The sequence below is a fragment of the Erwinia sp. genome (genome assembly GCF_031978025.1).
Taxonomy (GTDB): Bacteria; Pseudomonadota; Gammaproteobacteria; order Enterobacterales; family Enterobacteriaceae; genus Erwinia.
In genome coordinates, this window is record NZ_DALZCD010000212.1 from 1 (window position 1) to 7,708 (window position 7,708).

Sequence of the window (7,708 nt, forward strand, 5' to 3'; positions counted from 1 at the left end):
ATTTGTCGCTGGCGCTGGCGGCCATTCAGCAACATCAGCTTCAGCTGGTTGGCATTCATATGCATATTGGTTCGGGTGTGGATTACGGTCATCTGGAGCAGGTTTGTGAGGCAATGGTCCGGCTGGTGATCGACTTCGGACAGGATATAGAAGCGATATCAGCAGGCGGTGGGCTTTCCATTCCGTACCGTTTCGGTGAGGAGGCGATTGATACCGCGCATTACTTTGGCCTGTGGGATGCGGCGCGCCAGCGTGTGGCAGAGCACCTGGGTCATGCGGTAAAGCTGGAAATTGAACCAGGACGTTTTCTGGTCGCAGAATCCGGCGTGCTGGTCGCGCAGGTGCGCGCCGTTAAACAAATGGGGAGCCGACATTTTGTGCTGGTAGATGCCGGTTTTAACGATCTGATGCGTCCCGCGATGTATGGCAGCTACCATCATATCTCGGCCATCGCCGGTGACGAACGTGACCTGGAAGAGAGCCAGACTCTCGACACCGTGGTCGCAGGCCCGCTGTGCGAATCTGGCGACGTTTTCACCCAGCTGGAAGGCGGTAAAGTCGATACCTGCGCGCTGCCAGTGGTCAGGCCGGGCGATTATCTGGTCTTTCATGATACTGGCGCTTACGGCGCGTCGATGTCCTCTACCTACAACAGCCGCCCGCTGCTGCCGGAAGTCCTGTTTGAAAACGGCCAGCCGCGCCAGATCCGTCGCGCGCAAACTATTCAGGAACTGCTGGCGCTGGAGGCGTAAGCGTCAGTCCGGCGAGCCGACCGAATGGCGGCGAACCAACGTCGGACTGAACAGATTGGTCACCTCGGGCAGCGGCTGGTTATTAGCCAGCGCTAACGCCAGTTCTGCTGCCTGCTGTGCCATGGTAACGATAGGGTAGCGCACGGTGGTCAGCCTTGGGCGGACATAGCGCGACACCAGCACATCATCAAAGCCGATCAGCGACATCTCTTCCGGCACCCGCACGCCGTTATCGCTAAGCACCGCCAGCGCGCCTGCCGCCATCGAATCGTTATAGCAGGCAACGGCGGTAAAAGCCTTGCCGCGCCCCAGCAACTCTGTCATTGCCTGTTCGCCGCCGATCTCATCCGGTTCGCCAAAGGCGACCAGCCGATCGCCGCACGGCAGGTTATGCTCCTTCAGCGCGTCGTAATAGCCCTGCAGGCGCTCGTCCGCATCGGAAATAGGGTGGTTTGAGCAGATAAACGCGATGTTCTGATGACCCTGTTGGATCAGGTGACGAGTTGCCAGCCAGGATCCGTAGCGGTCATCCAGCGCGATACAGCGCTTTTCAAACCCCGGCAGCGCACGGTTGATCAATACCATTCCCGGGATCTGTTTCATCAGCGGGATCAGATCGGCATCCGGGATCTTTTTGGTATGCACGACCAGCGCGCCGCAGCGGTGTCTAATCAATTGTTCTATGGCCTGACGCTCTTTTTGCTCATTGTGGTAACCGTTGCCAATCAGCAAAAAGTTGCCGGTACCGTAGGCGACCTGCTCAACCGCTTTTACCAGCGCGCCGAAAAAGGGATCGGAAACATCCCCTACCACCAGCCCCATGGTTTCCGTTGACTGCTGTGCCAGGGCGCGCGCGTTAGCATTGGGATGATACTGCAATACTTCCATTGCGCTGTTAACAGCCTGGCGAGAAGCGTCGCTGGCTTTAGGCGAATGGTTAATCACGCGAGAAACAGTGGCGACAGACACGCCCGCCAGCCTGGCAACATCCTTAATGGTAGCCATAGTGACAGCCTTCCAGGGTAAACGTTTACATGGCTCCAGTGTTGCGGAAATTGCCAGCTACTTCAAGCAAACAGAATGCTGTGGCTGTCGCAAAGCTAACGAAAAAGGGGCCTACCCACTCCGCTTCGCCGAATCAGGTCTTTGCGTGAAAGCTTTGCCGTTTCAGCCTGCGGGCTATCGGGCTTGCCGACCGCACAGAAGTTTACGGCAGCGCAGCGGAAAAATGGTAGCCTGTTGCCTGACAAAATCACCAGCCGGACTGCCCGCCATGACGTTAAAAAAAGTGCCGCACCTTGCCCACTGGGGGGCTTTTACCGCCGTTGTCGAAGACGGTAAGCTGCAGCGCTGCGAACCCTTCTTCGCCGATCGCGATCCGTCGCCCATGCTCAACACTATTCCTGAACTGGTCTATTCCGACAGGCGCATTCGTCAGCCAATGGTGCGTCGCTCCTGGCTTAAATCGCGTGAAAAAAGCGATCGCACGCTGCGGGGTCGGGAGGATTTTGTGGCGGTGGATTGGGAAACGGCACTGGATTTAGTGGCGGAAGAAAACCGGCGGGTACGCGATCTCTATGGCGCAAGCGGTATTTTTAACGGTTCTTACGGCTGGTCTTCGGCGGGCCGCGTTAACCATGCCCGCAGCCTGATCCGCCGCTTCTATTTTACCGGCGGCGGCGGCATCGATCAGGTGGGCAACTACAGCTGGGGTGCCGCGCAGTTTTTCCTGCCCTATATTATCGGTACCTGGCTGCCGCTGACCGGCCGGGTGACCGACTGGCCGAGCGTGATTGAGCACAGCGACATTTTTGTGGCCTTTGGCGGACTGGCATTGAAAAACGGCCAGGTTGCTTCTGGCGGGGCGGGGGAGCACAGCCTGAAACCGGCGCTGCTTGAACTGGCTGCCAAAGGCACGCCGATAATCAACATCAGCCCAATGCGCGATGACTGCCCGCACTTTGTTAATGCCGAATGGATTCCGATCCGGCCCAATACCGACGTGGCGCTGATGCTGGCGCTGGGGTACGAGGTGGAGAGGCTGGGCGCGGCAGATCGTGATTTTCTGGCTTCGCACTGCGTGGGTTATCCACAGCTGCGCGGCTATCTGCTGGGTGAGCGCGACGGGACAGCGAAAACCCCACGTTGGGCCAGCGAGATTACCGGCATTCCCGCTGCGCGCATTGAGCTACTGGCCAGACAGCTGATCGGCAGGCGCAGCTTTATGACCAGCGCCTATTCCGTGCAGCGCGCCCATCGCGGCGAGCAGCCTTACTGGATGATGATCGCACTCTCGTCGATGCTGGGCCAGCCTGGCCTGCCGGGTGCCGGATTCTCTTTCGGACATGGCTCAATGAATGGGGTAGGCAATCCGCGTATTGACGGACCGGCGCCAACGATCTCTACCGGCGTCAACCCGATTGCTGACCAGTCGATCCCGGTGGCGCGCATCAGCGATATGCTACTGCATCCGGGGGAGCCTTACGCGTTTCAGGGTAAAACGCAGATTTATCCCGATATTCACCTGATCCACTGGGCAGGCGGCAATCCGTTCCATCACCATCAGCAGCTTAACCGGCTGGTAAAAGGGTGGCAGAAGCCGGAAACGGTTATCGTGCAGGATATTGTCTGGACGCCAGCCGCACAAATGGCGGATATCGTCCTGCCGGTAACGACCTCGCTGGAGCGCAACGACATTGGCGGATCGTCCCGCGACCGCTTTGTGCTGGCCATGCATCAGGCGATCAAACCCCAGCATCAGGCGCGTAACGACTTTGATATTTTTGCCGATCTGGCGGAACGTCTGGGCTATCGCGATACCTTTACTGAAAAACGTAACGAAGCGCAGTGGATTGAGCACCTTTACCAGCAGTGCGCGGCGGCGCACCAGCGCAGGGGCGTCGACTGGCCGGATTTTCAGACGTTCTGGGAACAGGGCTATGTAGAGGTACCTGAAGGCGATAAGCCGTTTGTTTTTATGGAAGATTTTCGCCGCGATCCGCAGCAAAACCCGATCCAGACCGCCAGTGGGAAAATTGAGTTATTCAGCGAAACCCTCGCAGGCTTTGGCCTGGCGGACTTTGCGCCGCATCCTGAATGGCGGCCGCCGCAGGAGTGGCTGGGGGCGGAGATCCGTCAGCGCTTTCCGCTGCATATGATTTCCGTTCAGCCGGACGACCGTTTACATAGCCAGATGGATGCTACGCCTGCGGTACAGGCTAACAAAACCGCTGGCCGGGAAACGCTCTGGCTGCATCCGGCTGACGCCGGGATGCGCGGCATTGTCGAGGGCGACACCATTGAAGTCAGTAACGATCGCGGGCGCATGCTGGCGGGGGCCAGACTGACGGACGGCCTCAGCCGCAGCGTGGTGGTTATCGCTACCGGCGCCTGGTTCGATCCGGGCTTCGGCAAAGCCTGGCTGCCGTATGACCAGGCAGGCAATCCAAATGTGTTAACGTTGGACATTGGCACCTCGTCGCTGACGCAGGGACCAAACGCCATGAGTTGCCTGGTGGAAATTCGCAAGGTGGAAACCTGACGTCAGGCGTCAGGAACAGCATTTTAATGGTGCCAGTAATCGCTGATGATCAAGCGATGGAAGACACGAACCACCTCAATTTTTTAGAGGGCTGTTTACCCTGGTCCAACGGGCCTGAACGTTTTTTTCCTGCCTGTTGCCCGGCGATGGGTTTACCCGGACAGGATGCCTTGCCCGGCAATTTCTCGCTAACATTGCAAAAACACATAGAAATCACATGGCTGGTTACATTTTGCGGGTAACTGTTGCGAATGCGCGCTGGCGAGCAGGCTGGCCCGGTTGCTACAGTTTAGGTCCCAGAGGTATTGATGGGTGAACATCAAAATTAACTTTGTTTCACCGACCTGCGCAGATGCGCAGGTTTTTTTTATCTGGCGCCTCACTCGCTTTTCAGACAAACCGCCCGGCGATAATCACGATCTGAAACACAGTTTTCCTGTTCTCACTCCTGCATTTTTTGTATAACTCCCGGTCAGTTATTCGCTATTCGCCGACAGAAGAGCCATGCCCCGCTTAAAGAAATCACTGGCTAAAGACCAGGAGCCGTTTCATCCCGTTCGCTTTCGCCTGATTTGCCTTGGCGTGTTCGTTTCCATGCTGCTGTTGCTGATTTGGGTAGGGGATCTGCAACTGATCAATCATCCCATGTTGGAGAAACAGGCGGATGAACGCTCGCTGCGTACCGTCACTATCCCGACCAACCGCGGCACGCTGCTGGATCGCAACGGCGAGGCGCTGGCGCTGAGCGTGCCCTCGCGCGATATCATTGCCGATCCGCAGCGCGTACTGGAAGCCAATCCCGATTTTACCAGCGCGAAATGGGAATATCTGGCTAACGCGCTGGATCAGCGCCCTGAGGAAATCGCCCGGCAGATCAAAGCCAATCCCAACCGCCGCTTCCTTTACCTGGGCCATAAAATCGAGTTGGGTATCGCTAAGGATATTGCCAAACTCCATCTGTCCGGCATTTCTACCGTCTATGATGACAGCCGTTTCTATCCGATGAGCGAGGCGACTGCGCCGCTGCTCGGTATTGTTGGTGCGGACAACAGCGGCCTGAACGGGTTAGAAAAAGGATTCGATAAGGTCTTGCAGGGCACGGCTGGCGAAGAGAAATATCGTCAGGATGCCCACGGCAATATTATCGCCATGATTAACTATGAGCCGCCTCGTCAGCCGCCAACGGTACAGCTCAGCATCGACAAATTCGATCAGTACACCCTCTACACCAAACTGCGCGACGGCGTATTGCTGAACAAAGCCGATTCTGGCGCGGCGGTACTGGTAAAAGTCGATACCGGCGAAATTCTGGGGATGGCGTCCTATCCTTCCTATAATCCCAATAATTTCAGTGATGTATCACCGAACCAGATGCGTAATGCGGCTATTAATGACAGTTACGAACCCGGCTCGACGGTAAAACCGCTGGTGGTCATGGAAGGGCTGGCGCGCAAACTGGTACGGCCGGACTCCGTGCTGGACACCACGCCTTATCGCGTTAACGGACACCTGATCCGTGACGTAGGCCACTGGCCGCGACTGACCATGACCGGCATCCTGCAAAAATCGAGCGATATCGGCGTGTCGCATATTGCTCTGGCGATGCCCGCTGAAGTACTGGTTAACACCTTCCATTCTTTCGGCCTGGGGAAACCCACTGGTCTGGGCCTGACCGGCGAAAGCGTGGGCTACTTCCCGCTGCACCGTGAACGCTGGGCCGATATCGAGCGGGCCACGTTCTCGTTCGGCTACGGTCTGCGCGTGACGCCGTTACAGATAGCACGTGAATACGCCACGCTGGGCTCTTTTGGTATTTATCGTCCTCTTTCGATTACAAGAGTAACGCCACCTGTGATTGGTACGCGCGTGGCAGATGAAGATATCGTACGCTCAGTAGTGCATATGATGGAAAGCGATGCGCTGCCCGGCGGCAGTGGCGTACGTGCCGCCGTGCCGGGGTATCGTCTGGCGATTAAAACGGGGACGGCGGAGAAAATGGGCGCGAGCGGTAAATACGATGGCGGTTATATCAACTATACCGCAGGCGTGGCGCCAGCCAGTAACCCGCAGGTCGCTCTGGTCATCATGATTAACCACCCAACAGCAGGCGATCACTTCGGTGGCTCGGTTGCCGCGCCGGTTTTCGGCAATATCATCGGCCCGGTGCTCAAGCATATGAATGTGGCGCCGGATGCGCTCTATTCCACGCACAGCGGCACCTGATCGGCTCCGCCGTTAACGAGAAGCCCACGCCAGCGCGTGGGCTTTTTTTTAGCTAACCTGCCTTCAGCCGTTCTGGCTTTAACCTACAAACACCTCTAAAAATCATCAGCTGTTCTGACAATTGGAAGCATCGTGAACCCTTAAAATATCAATATCTGTTATCTCTCCAGATAGGATCTAAACTTTCATATCAAAGCATGGATGGCTCTACTTAATACGGTTCAAGAGGATATTCGTGCATATTATCAGATCGGTTCCTGACTTCTCCGCGCCCCCATCACTATCGGTGCTGGCCGTGTTGATCAGTACATTATTGCTGACCGGATGTGGAGGCGGCGGAGGCGGCGGAGGCGGGAGCGAAACGCTTAGCCCGACGCCAGCCCCGGTAAGCGCGCCTACGCCAACACGTACGCCGACAACTGAACCTGTAACCCAGACGAAACCCACCACGGATTCGACGCCGACCCCTGCGCCAGCCCCGGCTTCACCGGTCGTCACTTACGGCAAGGTAAAAGTCGGTATTGTCGATTCCGGCCTGGCCCCGGATCGCTCAGACATCAATTATGGCAACGTCCATTTCGCTTCTTATGTGGCTGGCGGCAGCCAGACCCTCAACGATAACAATGGACGGGCAGGGCACGGCACGCTGGTTGCGTTGACGGCCGCCGGACTGGCCAGCGGAGCGTTTGCCGGCGGCGTTGCCCCCGACAGTGATTTATGGATAGCGCAGGCTTCCAGTAATAATCTTTTTTATTACCAGGATACTCAGAAAGCCATTGCCGGGCTGCTCAATAACGGCGTAAAAATAATTAACATGTCTTATGCTTCAAGTGAGCGACTGTCTACTATGGCACAGCAACAAAGCGCCAGAACCAGCGGCCGCTACGATCTGGTGCGTGACAGTCTGAGCAGCATTGTCAGCGCTAACGCGCTGGGTATCGTCGTCACCGGCAACAACGGGACGTCCACACCGTCGCCTAACGCACAGATCCCGCTGATTTATAACGATGCCAGTCTGCAAAAAGGGCTGCTTGCCGTTACCGGCTATGTACCTGGCTATACCGTGCCGCAGGGCAGCCGTCCGCCAGAGCTGTTTGTTTTTGATGCCTGCGGCGACGTCGCAGCCTGGTGCCTGGCCGCACCTGGCTACGCCGATTACCTGCATGACGACGGTACGCTGGGCCGTAAATAC

General features: G+C 57.0%; 5 protein-coding genes. 4 read left to right on the forward strand and 1 reads right to left on the reverse strand.

The window, feature by feature from the left end; translation table 11 throughout:
* Window positions 1–752, forward strand: a 752-nt coding sequence (locus tag RTK32_RS15875) for a diaminopimelate decarboxylase family protein (protein ID WP_409451106.1), incomplete at its 5' end; no start/stop codon positions are given.
* Between the two features lie 3 nt (window positions 753–755).
* Here RTK32_RS15875 and galR read toward each other — a convergent pair.
* Window positions 756–1,757: an HTH-type transcriptional regulator GalR gene (gene galR, locus RTK32_RS15880; protein WP_312045654.1), complete on the reverse strand. Its 1,002-nt coding sequence runs from the start codon at window positions 1,755–1,757 to the stop codon at window positions 756–758.
* Window positions 1,758–2,025: 268 nt separating this feature from the next.
* Between galR and RTK32_RS15885 the strand changes: the two genes are divergently transcribed.
* The 3 genes from RTK32_RS15885 to RTK32_RS15895 form a co-directional block, all read left to right on the forward strand.
* On the forward strand, window positions 2,026–4,293 hold the full coding sequence (locus RTK32_RS15885) for a molybdopterin guanine dinucleotide-containing S/N-oxide reductase (protein WP_312045656.1): 2,268 nt from the start codon (window positions 2,026–2,028) through the stop codon (window positions 4,291–4,293).
* 504 nt (window positions 4,294–4,797) lie between these two features.
* Window positions 4,798–6,516: a penicillin-binding transpeptidase domain-containing protein gene (locus tag RTK32_RS15890; protein ID WP_312045658.1), complete on the forward strand. Its 1,719-nt coding sequence runs from the start codon at window positions 4,798–4,800 to the stop codon at window positions 6,514–6,516.
* Window positions 6,517–6,751: 235 nt separating this feature from the next.
* The coding region (locus RTK32_RS15895) for a S8 family serine peptidase (RefSeq protein WP_312045660.1) at window positions 6,752–7,708 on the forward strand (957 nt) is incomplete at its 3' end.

What these genes read in the sequence shown, in the direction of transcription:
- galR (WP_312045654.1), bottom strand. Translation starts at nt 1,757, where the DNA reads ATGGCTACCATTAAGGATGTTGCCAGGCTGGCGGGCGTGTCTGTCGCC.
- RTK32_RS15890 (WP_312045658.1), top strand. Translation starts at nt 4,798, where the DNA reads ATGCCCCGCTTAAAGAAATCACTGGCTAAAGACCAGGAGCCGTTTCAT.
- RTK32_RS15885 (WP_312045656.1), top strand. Translation starts at nt 2,026, where the DNA reads ATGACGTTAAAAAAAGTGCCGCACCTTGCCCACTGGGGGGCTTTTACC.